The 18,525-nt window shown below is 56.8% G+C and carries 15 protein-coding genes; 1 reads left to right on the plus strand and 14 read right to left on the minus strand.

Annotated features, from left to right (window positions below; genetic code table 11):
• Positions 1 to 71: 71 nt before the first annotated feature.
• The 14 genes from nuoN to lrhA all read right to left on the minus strand — a co-directional run bounded on the left by nuoN (position 72) and on the right by lrhA (position 16,770).
• Positions 72 to 1,529 (minus strand): NADH-quinone oxidoreductase subunit NuoN, encoded by a 1,458-nt coding sequence (nuoN, locus tag VSX58_RS13315; RefSeq protein ID WP_327618519.1) that lies wholly within the window; start codon positions 1,527 to 1,529, stop codon positions 72 to 74.
• A 6-nt stretch (positions 1,530 to 1,535) separates the two neighbouring features.
• The gene (gene nuoM / locus VSX58_RS13320; RefSeq protein ID WP_327618520.1) at positions 1,536 to 3,071 is read right to left on the minus strand and encodes an NADH-quinone oxidoreductase subunit M; all 1,536 of its coding nucleotides are present in this window, start codon (positions 3,069 to 3,071) and stop codon (positions 1,536 to 1,538) included.
• Between the two features lie 96 nt (positions 3,072 to 3,167).
• Positions 3,168 to 5,015, minus strand: coding sequence for an NADH-quinone oxidoreductase subunit L (nuoL, locus tag VSX58_RS13325; protein ID WP_327618521.1), 1,848 nt, complete (start codon positions 5,013 to 5,015; stop codon positions 3,168 to 3,170).
• Positions 5,012 to 5,314, minus strand: coding sequence for an NADH-quinone oxidoreductase subunit NuoK (gene nuoK, locus VSX58_RS13330; protein ID WP_327612922.1), 303 nt, complete (start codon positions 5,312 to 5,314; stop codon positions 5,012 to 5,014). Before nuoK ends, nuoL begins: the two co-directional genes overlap by 4 nt.
• On the minus strand, positions 5,311 to 5,874 hold the full coding sequence (nuoJ, locus tag VSX58_RS13335) for an NADH-quinone oxidoreductase subunit J (protein WP_327618522.1): 564 nt from the start codon (positions 5,872 to 5,874) through the stop codon (positions 5,311 to 5,313). Before nuoJ ends, nuoK begins: the two co-directional genes overlap by 4 nt.
• Before the next feature lie 9 nt (positions 5,875 to 5,883).
• Positions 5,884 to 6,426 carry an NADH-quinone oxidoreductase subunit NuoI gene (gene nuoI / locus VSX58_RS13340; RefSeq protein ID WP_327618523.1) on the minus strand — a complete coding sequence of 181 codons (543 nt, stop codon included), beginning with the start codon at positions 6,424 to 6,426 and terminating at the stop codon, positions 5,884 to 5,886.
• 14 nt (positions 6,427 to 6,440) lie between these two features.
• Positions 6,441 to 7,418, minus strand: a complete 978-nt coding sequence (gene nuoH / locus VSX58_RS13345; RefSeq protein ID WP_239782907.1) for an NADH-quinone oxidoreductase subunit NuoH — start codon at positions 7,416 to 7,418, stop codon at positions 6,441 to 6,443.
• Positions 7,415 to 10,141 (minus strand): NADH-quinone oxidoreductase subunit NuoG, encoded by a 2,727-nt coding sequence (nuoG, locus tag VSX58_RS13350; RefSeq protein WP_327618524.1) that lies wholly within the window; start codon positions 10,139 to 10,141, stop codon positions 7,415 to 7,417. Before nuoG ends, nuoH begins: the two co-directional genes overlap by 4 nt.
• Positions 10,142 to 10,268: 127 nt before the next feature.
• The gene (gene nuoF, locus VSX58_RS13355) at positions 10,269 to 11,618 is read right to left on the minus strand and encodes an NADH-quinone oxidoreductase subunit NuoF (RefSeq protein ID WP_327618525.1); all 1,350 of its coding nucleotides are present in this window, start codon (positions 11,616 to 11,618) and stop codon (positions 10,269 to 10,271) included.
• Positions 11,615 to 12,166 carry an NADH-quinone oxidoreductase subunit NuoE gene (gene nuoE / locus VSX58_RS13360; protein WP_327618526.1) on the minus strand — a complete coding sequence of 184 codons (552 nt, stop codon included), beginning with the start codon at positions 12,164 to 12,166 and terminating at the stop codon, positions 11,615 to 11,617. Before nuoE ends, nuoF begins: the two co-directional genes overlap by 4 nt.
• A gap of 2 nt (positions 12,167 to 12,168) precedes the next feature.
• On the minus strand, positions 12,169 to 13,968 hold the full coding sequence (gene nuoC, locus VSX58_RS13365) for an NADH-quinone oxidoreductase subunit C/D (RefSeq protein WP_327618527.1): 1,800 nt from the start codon (positions 13,966 to 13,968) through the stop codon (positions 12,169 to 12,171).
• 98 nt (positions 13,969 to 14,066) lie between these two features.
• Positions 14,067 to 14,741 carry a NuoB/complex I 20 kDa subunit family protein gene (locus tag VSX58_RS13370; RefSeq protein ID WP_327612928.1) on the minus strand — a complete coding sequence of 225 codons (675 nt, stop codon included), beginning with the start codon at positions 14,739 to 14,741 and terminating at the stop codon, positions 14,067 to 14,069.
• A gap of 16 nt (positions 14,742 to 14,757) precedes the next feature.
• Positions 14,758 to 15,198 (minus strand): NADH-quinone oxidoreductase subunit A, encoded by a 441-nt coding sequence (locus tag VSX58_RS13375; RefSeq protein ID WP_327612929.1) that lies wholly within the window; start codon positions 15,196 to 15,198, stop codon positions 14,758 to 14,760.
• A 660-nt stretch (positions 15,199 to 15,858) separates the two neighbouring features.
• The gene (gene lrhA / locus VSX58_RS13380; RefSeq protein WP_327618528.1) at positions 15,859 to 16,770 is read right to left on the minus strand and encodes a transcriptional regulator LrhA; all 912 of its coding nucleotides are present in this window, start codon (positions 16,768 to 16,770) and stop codon (positions 15,859 to 15,861) included.
• A gap of 495 nt (positions 16,771 to 17,265) precedes the next feature.
• Here lrhA and VSX58_RS13385 point away from each other — a divergent pair, with 495 nt between their 5' ends.
• Positions 17,266 to 18,480 (plus strand): pyridoxal phosphate-dependent aminotransferase, encoded by a 1,215-nt coding sequence (locus tag VSX58_RS13385; protein ID WP_327618529.1) that lies wholly within the window; start codon positions 17,266 to 17,268, stop codon positions 18,478 to 18,480.
• Positions 18,481 to 18,525 lie beyond the last annotated feature (45 nt).

The raw sequence follows: 18,525 nt of genomic DNA on the forward strand, positions 1-18,525 counted from the left end.
GCGGGAAAGAAAAAAACCGCCGCAGGCTCATCACCCGCGGCGGTTTTCGTCACGCCCGTCGGACTAAGCGGCTACATCATGGGCTGGGCCAACTGAACCAGCGAGATCAACGGCTGCGGGTAAACCCCCAAGACCAGCACCGCGATGGCCGAAATCAGCACCACCACGCCGCCCGCCGTCAGCGCCCAGTTGCTGGGCGTATCGCGCTGCAGCTCTTTAGGCGCGTGCAGATACAGGCTGACCATGGTGCGCAGATAGTAATAAAGACCGATGGCGCTGCCCACCACGACGGTAACGGTCAGCCACCACAGCTCGGCATTGACCCCCGTCGCCAGCACATAGAACTTGCCGAAGAAGCCCAGGGTCATCGGAATACCGGCCAGAGACAGCATCATCACCGTCATCACCGCGGACAGAATCGGCTTATGCCAGAACAGGCCGCGGTAGGAGAACAGCGACTCGGCGTCCGGGCCGCTATAGGGGCTGGACATCAGGCTGACCACGCCAAACGCGCCGAGGCTGCTGAACAGGTAGCCGACCAGATAAACCCCGACGGTTTCCAGCGCTAGCTGATGGCTTTGCACCGCGATCAGCGCCACCAGCAGATACCCCATATGCGCAATGGACGAGTACCCCAGCAGCCGCTTGATGTTATTTTGCGACACCGCCATCAGGTTGCCGAACAGAATGGAAACAAAGGCGATAACGCCGAGCGCGATCCTGACGGATTCGCTGTCGACCAGCGGCGCGTTGAGGAACAGACGCATCACCGCGCCGAAAATGGCGATTTTGCTGGCGGTCGCCAGAAAGGTGGAGACCGGCGCCGGCGCGCCTTGATACACGTCGGGCGTCCACAGTTGGAACGGCGCCAGCGACAATTTAAAGCCGATGCCGACCATCATCATCCCCAGCCCGGCCAACAGCAACGGTTCATGGATATGAAGATCGCTCAGGCTCCGCCCCAGGCTGGCGAACGTCAGGCTGCCCGAATCGGCGTACAGCAGCGCCATGCCGAACAGCAGAAAAGCGGAGGACGCCGCCGACAGCAGCATGTACTTGATGCCGGCTTCCAGCGAACGCTTCTGGCGAAATGCGTAGCTGGCCAGCCCGAACAGCGGCAGCGAAATCAACTCAATGCCGATGAACAGGGACGCGAGGTGATTGGCGCTTGCCAGCAGAATCCCCCCCAGAGCGGCGATCAGCACCAGTAGATAAAACTCGTCGCGGTTGTCCGGGAAACCTTCCAGCCACGGATAGGCGAAGGTACTGGTCGCCAGGCTGGCGAGCAGCACCAGTCCGGTATAGAACATGGAGAAACCATCGACCCGCAGCAGCTGCGTCACGTCCGTCGGCTCAACCTGCGCGACGAAGTACAGCGACAGCAGCGCGATATTCAGGCCGATGACCGTCATGGTTGCGTTGACAAAATGGTTGCGTCGCCACGCAATGCACAGCATCACAACCACTACCGTCAATCCGACGATCAACAGCGGCGACAGCGCGATTAGTTGTTGAAGAGTTATTGTCATGGCGAATTACGGCCTTGTTGTTGAAATTATTGAATCTGGAGCAGACGACATAAACCACTGCTGAATATTGGACATCGCCGCGCTGGAGGTATCCAGAACCGGCTGCGGGTAAACCCCCAGCAACACCAGCAGCACCACCAGCAGCATCACCAGGGAGAGCTCGCGCGCCGTCATGCCCGGCAGCGGCTGATCCGACCGGGGCGCGCCGTAGTAGGCGCGCTGCATCATGATCAGCGAGTAGACCGAGGCGAATACCAGACCGAACGTGGAGATCACGGTAATCACCGGCACCACCTGATAGCTGCCGAACAGCATCATGAATTCGCCGACAAAGTTACCGGTTCCCGGCATACCCAAGGTCGCGACGGCGAAGAACAGGGAGATCGCCGGCAGGTATTTAAGGCGCGCCCACAGTCCCCCCATCTTGCGCATATCGCGCGTATGCAGGCGTTCGTACAGCTGGCCGCACAGAATAAACATGCCGGCGGCGGAGAGCCCGTGGGCGATCATCTGAATAACCGCCCCTTGGTAGGCCAGGTGGTTGCCGGAGTAGATGGCGACCATCACAAAGCCCATATGGGAAACCGAGGTATAAGCGATCAGCCGTTTGATATCGCTCTGATTGAAGGCCATCCAGGCGCCGTAGAAAATGCCGACGACCCCCAGCCACATCGCGATGGGCGCGAACTCGTGGGAAGCGTTCGGAAACAGCGGCAGGCTAAAGCGCAGTAAGCCGTAAGCCGCGGTTTTCAGCAGGATGCCGGCCAGGTCGACCGAACCGGCCGTCGGCGCCTGACTGTGAGCATCCGGCAGCCAGCCGTGCAGCGGCACCACCGGCATTTTGACCGCAAAGGCGATAAAGAAGCCGAGCATCAACAGATATTCAACGCCGCGGGACATCGGGGTATCGAGCAGCTTCTCATAATCGAAGGTCCACTCGCCGGTCGCGGAATAATGTACGAAGACCAGCGCCAGGATCGCTATCAGCATCACCAGCCCGCTGGCCTGGGTATAGATGAAGAACTTGGTCGCGGCGGCGATGCGGGTTTTGCCATCGGAGCCTTTATGTCCCCACAGCGCGATGAGGAAATACATCGGCACCAGCATCATCTCCCAGAAGAAGAAGAACAGGAACATGTCGATGGCGAGGAAAACGCCGATTACCGCGCCCAGGATCCACAGCAGGTTAAGGTGAAAAAAGCCCTGATTGCGCTGCTCTTCCCGCCACGAACAGAGGATCGCCAGAATCCCCAGCAGGCCGGTCAACACCACCATCAGCACCGAGAGTCCGTCCAGCGCCAGATGGATATTGATGCCGAACCGCGGGATCCACGGCGCATTGAACTCGGCCTGCCACTGCGGCAGACCGTCAGGCGTCGCCAGAGAATAGCCACCTTGCAACCACAGTTGCAGAGATAGCGCCAGAGTCAGCCCCATCGCAATCAACGCGATCCAGCGCGGCACCTGCGAGCCCAAACGCTCGAACTGCCAACACAGCAGACCGCCGATAAAGGGGATAAGAATTAGCCAAGGTAGTAGCATGGCGCTTTGTGTCCCTAAATTAAAGAAATCTGAAAACTTGCCGTGGCGGGCACTCTTAGCGGAATGCCCTGCCCTTCATACGTTCCGGGTATCGCCTTAAACCAGCAGTAGCAAGGCCAGCACAACGACGGCGCCCACCCCCATGGAGGCAACGTACCAACGCACCTGGCCATTTTCGCTCACCGCCAGGCCGCGATTGCACCAACGGGTAATAAAGACCGGAACGCTCATCAGTACGTCCAGCGGATCGCGCCGCAGCAGCCGCGCAACGGCCAGATAGGGCCTGACGAAAACTTTGTCGTACAGCCAGTCGAATCCCCAGGCATGGAACCACCAGGTCGAGAAGAAACGGCCCGGCGCGCTCTGCGCGATAGCGCTCACCCATTGACGCTTGCCCAGCCACAGCGCGGCGGCCAGTACTATGCCCGCGACGGCGATGGCGCCGGAGGCGATCTCCAGCATCACCATACGGCCGTGCTCAAGCGCCGTGGTTTCCGGCAGCACGCCGTGCAACGGCGGCACGATCAACGCCCCGATAAAGGTGGACAGCACCATAAGCACGATGAGCGGTAAATGATGGGCGAGCCCTTTGCCCGCATGCGCTTGGGTTTTCGCCTCGCCGTGGAACACGATAAAGATCATACGGAAGGTATACAGCGAGGTCATAAAGGCGCCGGCCAGTCCCGCCGCCATCAGGTTGAGGTGGCCGTTAGCCCAGGCGCCCGCCAGAATTTCATCTTTACTGAAGAACCCGGCGGTCACCAGCGGCAGCGCGGCCAATGCCGAACCGCCCACCAGGAAGCAGACATACACCAGCGGAATGGTTTTACGCAGTCCGCCCATTTTGAAGATGTTCTGCTCGTGGTGACAGGCAAGGATCACCGAACCGGAAGAGAGGAACAGCAGCGCTTTGAAGAACGCGTGGGTCATCAGATGAAAAATCGCCGCATCCCACGCCTGTACCCCCAGCGCCAGAAACATATAGCCGATCTGGCTCATGGTGGAGTAAGCCAGCACGCGTTTGATATCCGTCTGCACCAGCGCGGCGAACCCCGCCAATACCAGCGTTACCGCGCCGACGATGCCGACCAGGTGTAAAACGTCCGGCGCCATCAGGAAGAGACCGTGGGTACGGGCGATCAGATACACCCCGGCGGTCACCATGGTCGCGGCGTGGATCAACGCGGAGACCGGCGTCGGCCCCGCCATCGCATCCGCCAGCCAGGTTTGCAGCGGCAGCTGAGCGGATTTGCCCACCGCCCCGCCCAGCAGCATCAGAGTCGCCCAGGTAATTACCGGAGAGCCCTCCGCCAACTGCTGCGGCGCCAGCACCATCAGTTCGCGGAAGTTAAGCGTGCCCAGCTCCTGATAAAGGATAAACAGCGCAAAGGCCAGAAAAACATCCCCGATGCGCGTGACGATAAAGGCTTTCATCGCCGCCGCGCCATTTTTCGGATTGGTGTAGTAGAAACCGATCAGCAGATAGCTGCACAGCCCCACGCCTTCCCAGCCGAGGTACATCAGCAACAGGTTGTCCGCCAGCACCAGCACCACCATGCTGGCGATAAACAGGTTGGTATAGGCGAAGAAACGGGAATATCCCTCTTCGCCGCGCATATACCAGGACGCGAACAGGTGGATAAAGAAACCGACGCCGACGACGACCGACAGCATGGTGACCGACAGGCCGTCCAGCGTCAGCGTCACGCCGATATTGAAGTCGCCGACCGCCATCCATGTCCACAAATGCTGGTTGAACACGCTAACGCCGGCATGCTGCCGGCCAAGAAAGTCGGCCGCCGCCCAAATAGTCACCAACGCCGCCAGACCGATAGAACCCACGCCGACGGCGGCGGAGACATTCTCCGACCAGCGGCCGCGGGAAAACGCCAGCAGCAGGAAGCCAAGCAGCGGGAATAGTATGGTTAAATAGAGTAAGTTCATCCGCGCATCTCACTGACTGTATCAATATTCAGGGTCTGACGACGGCGATAAAGCTGCAGCAGCAGCGCCAGTCCGATACTCGCTTCGGACGCCGCCAGCGTAATCGCCAGAATATACATCACCTGCCCGTCCGCCTGCTGCCAATAGCTGCCGGCGACGACGAACGCCAGCGCGGCGGCGTTGATCATAATTTCGAGGCTGATCAACATAAACAGCAGATTACGGCGGATAATTAACCCTGTTAATCCTAAAACGAACAGAATGGCGGCCAGAATTAGCCCATGTTGTAACGGAATCATGCGCGTTCCCCTGTTATTTTTTTGTTATCGGCGCCCTGGCCCGCGGTCTCCTTACTGACGACCTCCCCGCGTTTCTCTTCGCGACCGACGTGGAATGCGACCACCAGCCCGGCCAGCAGCAGCATTGAGGCCAGTTCGACGGCGAGAACATAAGGGCCGAACAGCGCGATCCCCACGGATTTGGCATCCACCATCTCTCCGCTAATCCCCCGTTCGTCCAGGCTGAAAATGCCTTTCACGATCACGATCAGCAACACCAGCGACAGTAATGAAGGGCCGATCCATACGGTAGGTTTAAGCCATGCGCGCTCCTGCTCGACCACGGAGTTGCCGAGGTTGAGCATCATCACCACGAACACGAACAGCACCATAATGGCGCCGGCGTAAACGATGATTTCCAACGCGCCGGCGAAATAGGCGCCCAGCGAAAAAAACACGCACGCGACGGCCAACAGGGAAACGATCAGATATAACAGCGCATGCACGGGATTGGTGTGGGTGATGACGCGCAACGTCGCCACTACGGCAATCAGGCCCGCAATATAAAAAGCGAATTCCATGTTAGCTCCTTAGGGTAATAGGCCTTTAACATCAATGGGTTTGGCTTCATTTTCCGCTTCGCCCTTATCTTTCCCATCGATCGCCATGCCGGCCATCCGGTAGAAATTGTACTCCGGATATTTACCCGGCCCCGAAATCAGCAAGTCCTCTTTTTCGTAAACCAGATCCTGGCGTTTGTAATCCCCCATCTCAAAATCGGTCGTCAGTTGAATGGCCGTGGTCGGGCAGGCTTCCTCGCAAAAACCGCAGAAAATACAGCGCGAGAAGTTGATGCGGAAAAACTCGGGATACCAGCGGCCGTCTTTGGTTTCCGCTTTCTGCAAGGAGATGCAGCCGACCGGACAAGCCACGGCACACAGGTTACAGGCCACGCAACGCTCATCGCCGTCCGGATCGCGCGTCAGCACGATACGGCCGCGGTAGCGCGGCGGCGGGTTCACGGGTTCTTCGGGATACATTCTGGTTTCGCGCTTTTTGAAAGCATTCGATCCCACCATACAGATACTGCGTATCTGGGTGCCGAAACCAATCACTAAATCTTTTAATGTCATGGTTCACTCACCCCTTATTGAGCGTTGTACAAAATGACCGCGGCCGTCGCCAGCAGGTTCAGTAACGTTATCGGCAGGCAAACTTTCCAGCCGAAAGCCATCACCTGGTCATAACGCGGACGGGGCAACGCGGCGCGAATCAGAATAAACATCATCATGAAGAAGGCCGTTTTCAACGCAAACCAGACGAACGGCGGCAGGAACGGACCATGCCAGCCCCCGAAAAACAGGGTGACGATCAGTGCGGAAACCGTGACGATGCCGATATATTCGCCGACGAAGAACAGGCCGAACTTCATACCGGAATATTCAATATGGTAGCCATCCGCCAGCTCCTGTTCCGCTTCGGGCTGGTCAAACGGGTGGCGGTGACACACGGCCACGCCCGCAATGGCGAAAGTGACGAAACCGAAGAACTGCGGAATGACGTTCCATAAGTGCGCCTGCGATTCAACAATATCGTTCATATTGAAAGAACCGGCCTGCGCCACCACGCCCATCAGCGACAGGCCGAGAAACACTTCGTAGCTCAGCGTCTGGGCGGAAGCGCGCACCGCCCCCAGCAGCGAGTATTTGTTGTTGCTCGACCAGCCGGCGAACAGCACGGCATAGACCGCCAGCCCCGCCATCATCAAAAAGAACAGTATCCCGATATTCAGGTCCGACACGCCCCAGGTCGGGCTGACCGGCACGATGGCGAAGGAGAGCAATAACGAGGTAAAGGCGATCATCGGCGCCAGCGTAAAGATCACCTTGTCGGTAAATCTTGGCACCCAGTCCTCTTTGAAGAACATTTTGATCATATCGGCGACCAGCTGCAGCGAACCGCCCCAACCTACCCGGTTCGGCCCGTAGCGCCCCTGGAACAGGCCCAGCAGCTTACGTTCGCCCATACTCATGAACGCCCCGCAGGTCACCACGACCAGCAGGATAACCACCGCTTTGCCAACGGCGATCAGGATTTCCAGGCGTTCCGGTGTTAACCAACTCATTGTGCAGCCTCCCGCAGATTGTCGACGGTTGCGCCCGCCAGCCTGGGCGCAATGCCCGGCAGCCCCAGCGGTAAACCAACCTGTCCCTGACTTAGCCCGTCGCTTAACCGCAGCGGCAAGCGCAACGTCTGACCCTCGCAACGCAGTTCGACCAGCGCGCCGGGATTAACGCCCAGGGCCGCCGCGTCGGCCGGGTTGACCATAACGTAAGGCTCCGGCATACGTTGTTGAATCACCGCCGAACGCTGCGACATTTCATCGCTGCCGAACAGGTGATAATAGGGCGCCACGCGCCAGCTTCCCGCCTGGGCGACAAACGCCGCCGGGATGTTATCGAAATACCCCAACGCGCTCTCCCCCGCTTCAATCATGCGCACGCCCGGATCGCCGTGGCGCAGATGGCCGCCCACTTCATCCTGAAACTTATTCCAGGCCTGCGGCGAGTTCCAGCCGGGAGCCCAGGCGAAGGGGATCTGCTGACGGTCGGCCAGCGGGCTGTTGTTCCCTTCCATCGAGAAGGCGAACATGGTGTCTTTATCCTGCGGCTGACGCGGTTCATGCACGCTGATATTGGCGCGCATGGCGGTGCGGCCGCTTGAGCGGTTCGGCGAACGCGCCAGCTTCTGCCCGCGAATTCTGAACGCCGCATCGGGCGCGGCCTGCTTAATCGCCGCCAGCTGCGGCATGGCGTCGACGCAGGCGTCGATAACGTGATCAAGCTGGGTCCAGTCGATCTTGCGGCTGTTATAGGTGGAGCTTAGCGAGTGCAGCCAGCGCCAGCTTTCCAGCATCGCCACGCTATTGTCGTAATAGGCCGGATCATAAACCTGGAAGAATCGCTGGGCGCGCCCTTCCTGATTGATCAGCGTGCCGTCGCTTTCGGCAAAGCTCGCCGCGGAGAGAATAAAGCTGGCTTTATCCATGATGCGGGTGCGCTGATGATCCAGCACAATGACGCTACCGGCTTTTTCCAACGCCGCATCAACGCGCGCGGCGGAGGCGTGGCGATAGAGATCGTTTTCCATGATCACCACGCTGTCGGCGGCGCCGTTTTCCAACTGCGCAAGCGCATCATCCAGCGAACCGCCGCCGATCATCGACAGGCCGATGCTGTTCGCCGCGGAAGCGACAAAGGTGATGCCGACGTCGGAACCGCGCGACTTGAGCGCCCGCGCCACATTGGCGGCCGCCGCGATCAGCGCGTCGCTGCCCGCGTTGGTGCCGGAAATAATCAGCGGTTTTTTCGCCCCGGCCAGCGCCTGGGCGATGATATCCACTTTCCGATCGAGCCCGTCGGCCAGCTCCGTCACCGCCGGCGCATTGTCATCCAGCGCGTGGGCGACGGCGAAGCCCAACCGGGCCTGATCGGCGACCGGCGCGCGGTAGTTCCAGGCGGCGATATCGTCCAGCCGGGTACTGTCTACGTTGGTGACAAACAGAGGATGTTTGGCGTGCTGACCGATGTTCAGAATAGCGGCGATCTGCCAGTCCGCCACTTTTTGCGCCGCCGCCATTTCGCGCGCCTTGCCTTTCACCGCCTGGCGCACCGCCAGCGCGATGCGCGCGCCCGTCTGCGTCAGATCCTCGCCCAGCACCAGAACGGCGTCATGGCTTTCGATCTCGCGCAGCGCCGGCGTGCGCACGCCGCCGTCGCGCAAAACCTGCAGAATCAGCTGCAAACGTTGCTGTTCGTCGCGGGCGATGCCGGTATAAAAGTTTTCCGCCCCGACCAGCTCGCGCAACGCGAAGTTGCTTTCGATACTGGCGCGCGGCGAACCGATGCCGATGGTTTTCTTCGCCTGACGCAGCACGTCGGCGGCGCCTTCCACCGCCTGTTCCGCAGTTAGTTCAACCCAGTCGCCGCCGCGGCGCTGAAGCGGGTGTTTGGGACGATCCTGCAGATTGACGTAGCCGTAGCCGAAACGGCCGCGGTCGCATAGGAAATAATGGTTTATGCTGCCGTTAAAGCGGTTTTCAATGCGGCGCAGCTCGCCGTAACGCTCGCCGGGGCTGGTATTGCAGCCGACGCTGCACTGCTGACAGACGCTCGGGGCGAACTGCATATCCCATTTGCGGTTATAGCGTTCGGAGTGCGTTTTGTCGGTGAATACCCCGGTCGGACAAACCTCGACCAGGTTGCCGGAAAATTCGCTCTGCAGCGCGCCGTCTTCCGGGCGGCCGAAATAGACGTTATCGTGCGCGCCGTAAACGCCGAGATCGGTGCCGTCGGCGTAATCCTTGTAGTAGCGCACGCAGCGATAGCAGGCGATGCAGCGGTTCATCTCATGGGAGATAAACGGCCCGAGATCCTGGTTGCGATGGGTACGCTTGGTAAAACGGTAGCGGCGGAAGTTCTGCCCCGTCATCACCGTCATATCCTGCAGATGGCAGTTGCCCCCCTCCTCGCACACCGGACAGTCGTGCGGGTGGTTGGTCATCAGAAACTCGACTATCGTCTTGCGGAATAGCTTCGCTTCTTCGTCTTCAATCGCAATGAACGTGCCCTCGGCAGCCGGCGTCATACAAGACATCACCAGCCGGCCGCGGGTATCCTCCGCGTTCTGATATTGCGTTACCGCGCAGAGGCGGCAAGATCCCACGCTTCCCAGCGCGGGGTGCCAGCAAAAGTAAGGAATATCAAGTCCCAGGGACAGACAGGCCTCGAGAAGGTTGTCCGCGCCGTTGACTTCATACTCTTTGCCGTCTACATGAATAGTAGCCATAGTCAGCATGCTTCCATAATGGCCCGCGTCGCCGCAGGCGCTAATCAAAAATTCTATTAATGAGGACGGCTTGTCGGTGCCGTCCGGCGGATACATTTACTGCATCTCAAGCTCATCAGACGATTGATTACCAGCGCTCTTTCAACAAATTGGGTTGAATGCCGCCAATCGCTTTGGTGTTACCCAGATACTGTGGAGAAATACCCGCTTCAAACTCATCGCGGAAATATTTGATGGCGCTTTGCAATGGCTCCACGGCGCCCGGCGCGTGAGCGCAGAAGGTCTTGCCCGGCCCCAGAAAGCGGCAAAGCTGCTCCAGCGTTTCGATATCGCCGGGCTGCCCCTCTCCGCGCTCCAGCGCCCGCAGCAGTTTTACGCTCCAGGGCAGGCCGTCGCGACAGGGCGTACACCAGCCGCAGGATTCGCGGGCGAAAAACTCCTCCAGATTACGGGTTAAAGAGACCATATTGATTTCGTTGTCGACCGCCATCGCCAGCGCAGTGCCCAAACGGCTTCCCGCTTTGCCGATGTTCTCGAAATCCATCGGCAAATCAAGATGATCGCCCGTCAGGAAATCGGTACCGGCGCCGCCGGGCTGCCAGGCTTTCAACGTTAGCCCGTCGCGCATGCCGCCGGCGTAGTCCTCAAGAATCTCGCGCGCGGTGGTGCCGAACGGCAGTTCCCACAGCCCCGGATTTTTGACCCGCCCCGAAAACCCCATCAGCTTGGTGCCGGCATCTTTACTTTTGCCGGCGGAGAGCCCCTGGTACCACTCGGCGCCGTGCTCGATAATGGCCGGAACGTTGCACAAGGTTTCCACGTTATTAACGCAGGTCGGTTTGCCCCATGCCCCGGCGGACGCCGGAAACGGCGGTTTCGAACGCGGGTTGGCGCGGCGCCCTTCCAGCGAGTTAATCAGCGCGGTTTCTTCGCCGCAGATGTAACGCCCCGCGCCGGTATGAACAAAGAGTTCGAAATCAAACCCGCTGCCCAGAATATTTTTGCCCAGCAGCCCGGCCTGTTTGGCCTCTTCGATGGCGCGGCGCAAATTTACCGCCGCCGCGACGTATTCGCCGCGCAGAAAGATGTAGCCGCGGTAGGCTTTCAGCGCAAAGGCGCCGATCAGCATCCCTTCCACCAGCAGGTGCGGAAGCTGCTCCATCAGCAGGCGGTCTTTATAGGTTCCCGGCTCCATTTCATCCGCGTTGCACAGCAGATAACGGATATTCATGCTTTCGTCTTTCGGCATCAGGCTCCATTTGAGCCCGGTGGAAAAGCCGGCGCCGCCGCGTCCTTTCAGACCGGCGTCTTTGACCAGAGAAACCACTTCGTCCTGCGCCATGCCGTTTAATGCTTTTTGCGCGCCGGCATAGCCGTTTTTGCTGCGATACTCATCCAGCCACACCGGCTGTTTATCATCACGTAAACGCCAGGTCAGAGGATGCTGTTCAGCAGTCAGAACAATGTTTTTGCTCATTGATACTGCTCCAATAACGATTCGATATCTTCAGGCTTGACGTGACTGTGAAGATCGTCGTCGATCATCATCGACGGGCCTTTATCACAGTTTCCCAGACAGCAGGTCGGCAGCAGGGTAAAACGGCCGTCGAACGTCGTCTGCCCCGGCTTAATGCTGAGCTTGCGCTCCAGGGCCGCCTTCACGCCTTCATAGCCGTTAATGTGGCACACGACGCTGTCGCAATAGCGAACGATATGGCGCCCCACCGGCTGGCGGAAAATCTGGCTGTAAAACGTAGCCACGCCTTCGACATCGCTGTCGGCGATGCCCAGCAGATCGGCAATCGCCTTGATGGCGCCATCCGGTACCCAGCCGCGCTGCTTCTGCACGATTTTCAGCGCTTCGATCGACGCGGCGCGCGCGTCTTCATAGTGGTGTTTTTCCTGCTCAATCGCGTCACGCTCCGCGTCGCTCAGCACAAAAACATGTTCTTTCGTCAGTGAATCGGCGGCGGTTCGTCCCTGGGCGTCGATATGATCGGGAGTAGTGTTGTTATGATCGTGCATAATTAGCGGTCCACATCAGACATGACAAAATCGATACTGCCGAGGTACACGATCAGGTCGGATACCAGACATCCGCGGATGACTGAAGGGATCTGCTGCAAGTGCGCATAGCTCGGCGTGCGAATACGCGTACGGTAGCTCATGGTGCCGCCGTCGCTGGTCAGGTAATAGCTGTTGATGCCCTTGGTCGCTTCAATCATCTGGAATGATTCATTGGCGGGCATCACCGGTCCCCAGGAAACCTGCAGGAAGTGGTTAATCAGGGTATCGATGTGCTGCAAAGTGCGCTCTTTCGGCGGCGGCGTCGTCAGCGGATGATCCGCCTTAAACGGCCCGGCCGGCATATTCTTCAGACACTGATCCAGAATACGCAGACTCTGACGCAGCTCTTCGACCTTCAGCATCACGCGGCTGTAACAATCGCTGATGCCGTCGCCGACCGGCACGTCAAAGTCGAAGTTTTCGTAACCGGAATACGGACGGCGCTTACGCACGTCGAAATCGATACCGGTGGCGCGCAGGCCGGCGCCCGTCACCCCCCACTCCAGGGCTTCTTTGGCGTTGTAGGCGGCAACCCCTTGCGTACGGCCCTTCAGGATAGTGTTCTGCAATGCGGCTTTGACATAGGTGTCCAGACGCGACGGCATCCAGTCGAGGAATTCGCGCAGCAGACGCTCCCAGCCGCGCGGCAGATCGTGCGCCACCCCGCCGATACGGAACCACGCTGGGTGCATACGGAACCCGGTAATGGCTTCCACCAGATCGTAAATCTTCTGGCGGTCGGTAAAGGCGAAGAACACCGGAGTCATGGCGCCGACGTCCTGAATGAACGTACTGATATAGAGCAGGTGGCTATTGATGCGGAACAGCTCGGACAGCATAACGCGAATCGTTTTAACGCGTTCCGGCACCTCAATGCCCGCCAGTTTTTCGACGGCCAGCACATACGGCATCTCATTCACGCAGCCGCCCAGATACTCGATGCGGTCGGTATAAGGAATATAACTATGCCAGGACTGGCGTTCGCCCATCTTCTCCGCGCCGCGGTGGTGGTAGCCCACATCCGGCACGCAGTCGAGAATCTCTTCGCCGTCCAGCTGCAAAATCAGACGAAAAGCGCCGTGCGACGAAGGGTGGTTCGGCCCCATGTTCAGGAACATGAAGTCCTCGTTTTCGGTGCCGCGCTTCATCCCCCAGGCTTCGGGCTTAAAGGTTAGCGACTCCATTTCCAAATCCTCTTTCTGCTTGGTCAGCACAAAGGGATCGAATTCGGTGGCGCGCGCCGGATAATCTTTGCGCAGCGGATGTCCTTCCCAGGTATGCGGCATCATGATGCGCGTTAAGTGGGGATGGCCATCGAAGGTCATGCCGAACATTTCCCAGGTTTCCCGCTCATACCAGTTGGCGTTGGGGAACAAATTGGTCATGGTCGGCAAGTGCATGTCGTTTTCGACCAGCGCGACTTTCAGCATAATGTCGCGGTTGCGCTCAATGGAGATGAAGTGGTAGAAAACGGAGAAATCCGCGGCGGGCAGACCTTCACGATGGGTGCGCAAACGCTCGTCCATGCCGTGCAGGTCAAACAGCATCACATAAGGTTTCGGCTGTTTTTTCAGGAAAGAGACGACTTCCAGTAATTGCTCACGCTTAACCCACACCACGGGAACGCCCGTGCGGGTTGCCTGTACAGTAAATGCTTCCTGCCCAAAACGGTTGCACAGCTCGCTAATGACCGGATCATCAAGATGATCGCGAGTTTGCCAGGCAGGCATAGCGAGATCGTGCGTCGTTAAATCTGTCATAGGTATGTCACCACATTAAATGTGCTATTTCTGTATCCGAATAAGGCCGCACACTCTTATCGTGATATTACGCGACCACGCTATTCATCGTTTACAGCTCAAATCTCATCGGGCGAACGCAGGTTGGTCACCGCGATACGCTCGCCGCGCTTACGTTCCCGTTCAGACTGCATATTGGCGCGATAAACGCCCTGTTCTCCCACCGTCCACGACAGCGGGCGGCGCTCTTTGCCAATCGATTCTTTTAACAGCAGCAGCGCTTGCATATAGGCTTCGGGACGCGGCGGGCAGCCGGGAATATAGACGTCGACCGGCAGGAATTTATCGACGCCCTGCACAACGGAGTAAATGTCGTACATACCGCCGGAGTTTGCGCAGGCGCCCATGGAGATCACCCATTTGGGCTCAAGCATCTGTTCATACAGGCGTTGGATCACCGGCGCCATCTTGGTAAAGCAGGTTCCCGCTACCACCATAAAATCGGCCTGGCGCGGCGATGCGCGTAAGACTTCAGAACCGAAACGCGCGACGTCGTGTACCGCGGTAAAGGATGTCACCATTTCAACATAGCAACAGGAAAGGCCGAAGTTATAAGGCCAAAGAGAGTTTTTACGACCCCAGTTCACCGTATCGTGAAGCGCATGCTCCAGCTTGCCCATATACACACTGCGGTGAACATGCTGCTCCAGAGGGTCGGAAACGATCTCCTGCCGTTGCAGAGGATAACGGTCGTTTTCACCGTCCGGCTCTATGCGGGTGAGCGTATAGTCCATCTTAAATGCCTCGCTGTTACTGCTGATGATTGTTGGTAATGTTTACGATGTCCGATTTAACGACCTGTCTTTTGGAGCGCTCGGGAATCCAGTTTAGCGCGCCGATTCGAACCAGGTAGATCAAACCAGCCAGCAACACCAAAATGAAAATGGCGGCTTCGATAAAGCCAATCCAGCCGCTTTCTCTGATAGAGACGGACCAGGCGTAAAGATATAAGGCTTCAACATCGAAGATGACGAAAAACATGGCGACCAGATAAAATTTGGCGGACAGACGCATGCGCGCCGACCCCACCGCATCAATCCCTGACTCATAAGGTACGTTTTTGGCTCTGGCCCTTGCCCTGCCACCAAGCAAAAAACCGCCTGTCAGCATGAATACGCACAGGCCAACGGCAATAATAACGAATAACGCAAACGCCCAATGATGGGCGAGGATTTCTGTAGTTGTTGACATACTCGTTGCTTACTCATCAAAAGTGGTTAGTAACATCTGCTCTTTTTCGGCAGCTAGGCACCACATCGATTAAAAGGAAGGATAAAGACCACACAAAACGCACGGAAACGTGTCAGGTCAACGGGCATTCAGATGGTCGAGCCCTAATTCTGTAACCTTTTTTCAACCTTACTAAAGGTAACAGTATATCAGTTTACATGCACACAGTTTTGTTAACACTCACATTCTCGTTTGCCGCTAAATCGAGTCAGTGACAACTATTTGTTAACAAACCACGAACAGGGTCAACTCAGCTTCACCCCGCCACTATATCATTTTCGCAAGGATTGCTTGTTCACCCACAGTGTCATTAAGGGCATTTTTTGATCCGCGGCACATTTTTGCCAATTTAGTTAGTAAAAAAATTGATAAGTACAAATTTAAAGCCAATGGAAGATTCTTGCCTGGCGCGTTAAAAAAACAGGACCAACGTTTTACTCAATGGGTAATGGCATTTTGATTTATATGAAGGGGACATAACAGCCACAGACAGGAGACGTGGGCAGATTTCACCGATTCCGGCCCGCCGTTTACAATGCGATAGGCAAGGCGCAATCGCTATTCGGGCAGCGTCATTCGGGCCGCGTCCCTTCGGCCCGAACAATGCCGGCCGGTCAACAATTACATGGCATCCTTCAATGCCGCATCCATTACCGGCGCGTAAGACTGATTACCCGAACCGATCACGCTAAAAATCGCCGTCGCCAGCTCATTTTCCTGCTGCGGATTCCGACACAGGAAATAGCGGGTTTCCGGCAGCCTGGGCAATCCATCCTCCTCGCCCAGCACCCGGAACCCCGGACTCATCATTTCAACCGAACGCACGGTTACCCCCAGGCCGGCCTTAACCGCGGCGCGAACGGCCGACAGCGTGGACGCCACATAAGCAATCCTCCACGGAATGCCCATGGCGTTCAGATACTCCAGCGCCAATGCGCGAAAAGGGCTGGGCTCTTCCATAACAACCAGCGAAACGGGCTCTTCCCGCCGGAATTGATAATCAGCGGCGCAATACCATAACGTTGGCGAAGTTCGTAATAAGACATGGGGAAATGCCATACTGTTCATTGTGGTAATCACCAGATCAATTTTCCCTTGATGTAGCATCTCCAACATTTCCGCACTGCGCTGTACGTTAACGTCGATCGATAATTTAGGAAAAACAGAGGTTACCCGGTGTAAAATATAAGGAAGAATGGTATCCGCGGTATCGTCGGAAGCGCCGATAGTCAGCGTGCCCTGAATATCACTGAACATTAATGAAGTGCAGGCTTCATCATTGAACTGTAATATTTTTCTGGCATAGCCGAGAAACTGAATACCGTGTTCGGTCAATAGCTTATTACGCCCGTGGCGGGCGAACAGCTCCTTGCCGATGAGTTGTTCTAAACGTTGCATTTGCTGACTGACGGCCGATTGAGTCCGACGTACAGCAACAGCAGCGGCTGCAAAAGTGTTCAAATCTGCAACAGCGACAAACGTTCTCAATAGATCAAGATCGAGATTAATTACTGGTCGATTTGCGTTAGTCATACGATTCATCACTTATCTATTTTAATTTTTAACAAAAACATTCCTGGTGTTTTATTACATGTAATGGTAACAACCCATACATTTTAAAGACACTATCGCAGACGCACCATAAGGGCAAAAAAATACTTATATTTCGTTACCACAATCGCCTTTTCAATTGATGAGCCGTCATTGTCTTAAATGCGTCATCCCCCCTTGAATTCTTAATCTGATAACGTCGTGTTTCTTTTTTCATCCCGCAAAATAAATGCCTGCCGCATTTAAATAACCGACATATATTTTCATCGTGAAAAGTGTTCCGACCGACCTAAAGCCGACCGTCCGCCTACAGTACCGCACCACCAGACTAGTACACAACTATGTAGTGCATAAGCGGAATAATTTGCAGGGAAAGCGATAATCATTCTTCAAAAGGTACTACAGGAGGAGTACATTGAGCAGGTTATGCTATTCCACCTAGGAATACGCTTTTCCCGCAAAAGGTTTGTGATATTTATGTCCCCGATTGAAAAATCCAAGAAGCTGGAGAACGTTTGTTATGACATTCGCGGCCCAGTTCTGAAGGAAGCCAAACGTCTTGAAGAAGAAGGTAATAAAGTACTTAAGCTAAACATCGGCAACCCCGCCCCTTTCGGCTTCGACGCCCCTGACGAAATTCTGGTCGATGTGATCCGCAATTTACCGACGGCGCAGGGCTATTGCGACTCCAAGGGCCTTTATTCCGCGCGTAAAGCCATCGTACAGCACTATCAGGCCCGGGGCATGCGTGAGATGACGGTCGAAGATGTGTATATCGGCAACGGGGTCTCCGAGCTGATCGTACAGTCCATGCAGGCGTTGCTCAATACCGGCGACGAAATGCTGGTTCCGGCGCCGGACTACCCGCTCTGGACCGCCGCGGTATCGCTCTCGAATGGCAATGCCGTGCACTATCTGTGCGACGAAACGTCGGACTGGTTTCCCGATCTGGATGACATTCGTAAAAAAATCACGCCGCATACCCGCGGCATCGTGATTATCAACCCCAACAACCCCACCGGCGCGGTATATAGCAAAGCGCTGCTGCTGGAGATCGTGGCGATCGCCCGCGAACATAACCTGATTATTTTCGCCGACGAAATCTACGACAAAATTCTGTATGACGACGCGCAGCACCACTCCATCGCCGCCCTGGCGCCGGATTTGCTGACCGTAACCTTTAACGGCCTGTCAAAAACCTATCGCGTCGCCGGCTTCCGCCAGGGCTGGATGGTGCTAAACGGGCCGAAAAAGCACGCTAAAGGCTATATCGAAGGATTGGAGATGCTGGCGTCCATGCGTTTGTGCGCCAACGTGCCGATGCAGCACGCCATTCAGACCGCCATCGGCGGTTATCAGAGCATCAGCGAATTCATCCAACCGGGCGGACGATTATATGAACAGCGCAACCGGGCCTGGGAGCTGATCAACCAGATCCCAGGGGTATCCTGCGTTAAACCGCAGGGCGCGCTCTATATGTTCCCGCGCATCGACGCCAAGCATTTTAATATTCACGACGACCAGAAACTGGTGCTGGATCTTCTGCTACAGGAAAAAGTCCTGCTGGTTCAGGGCACGGCTTTCAACTGGCCTTATCCGGACCATGTCCGCATCGTGACCCTGCCCCGCGTTGACGAGTTGGATATGGCGGTACATAAACTGGGACGTTTCCTGGAACATTACCACCAATAACCGGCGCCGCCCTCCCCCACGCCGGGCGCGGCTATGGCGCCCGGC

It is taken from the genome of Brenneria populi (genome assembly GCF_036016195.1).
Lineage (GTDB): Bacteria > Pseudomonadota > Gammaproteobacteria > Enterobacterales > Enterobacteriaceae > Brenneria > Brenneria populi.